Consider the following 442-nt stretch of genomic DNA (forward strand, 5'->3'; position numbering starts at 1 on the left):
TGAACCATCTGTCGTGGATGCAGACCGAGTACAAACTGAGCGCGGCCGATACCGTGCTGCAGAAGACACCGGTCACCTTCGATGTGTCGATGTGGGAACTGTTCTGGCCGTTGCAGACCGGAGCACGACTGGTCATCGCACGCCCCAGCGGGCACATGGACCCCGCCTACCTGCTCGAGGTCATCGACACCCGACACATCACCACCGTGTCGTTCGTGCCCTCGATGCTGGCCGCCTTCACCGGCCACCTCACCACCGTGACCGACCCCCGGACGGCGTGCAGGTCCTTGCGGACAGTCTTCGCGGCCGGTGAAGCACTCGACGGAGCACTGGCAGAGCGAACGACAGCCCTTCTGGACGTCGAGTTGCACAACCTGTACGGCCCGACCGAGACCGCGGTCGTCGTGTCGTCTCACCGTGTGGATGGCGCCGAGGATGTTTC

The 442-nt window shown here is 64.0% G+C and carries 1 protein-coding gene; it reads left to right on the forward strand.

Annotated features, from left to right (window positions below; genetic code table 11):
- Positions 1 to 17 precede the first annotated feature (17 nt).
- Positions 18 to 442 (forward strand): AMP-binding protein (locus tag ON21_RS25320; RefSeq protein WP_245562726.1); only part of this gene is annotated, 425 nt, incomplete at its 3' end.

Origin of the sequence: Nocardia araoensis NBRC 100135 (assembly GCF_000308435.1) — a bacterium.
In the GTDB taxonomy this organism is placed as follows: domain Bacteria; phylum Actinomycetota; class Actinomycetes; order Mycobacteriales; family Mycobacteriaceae; genus Nocardia; species Nocardia araoensis.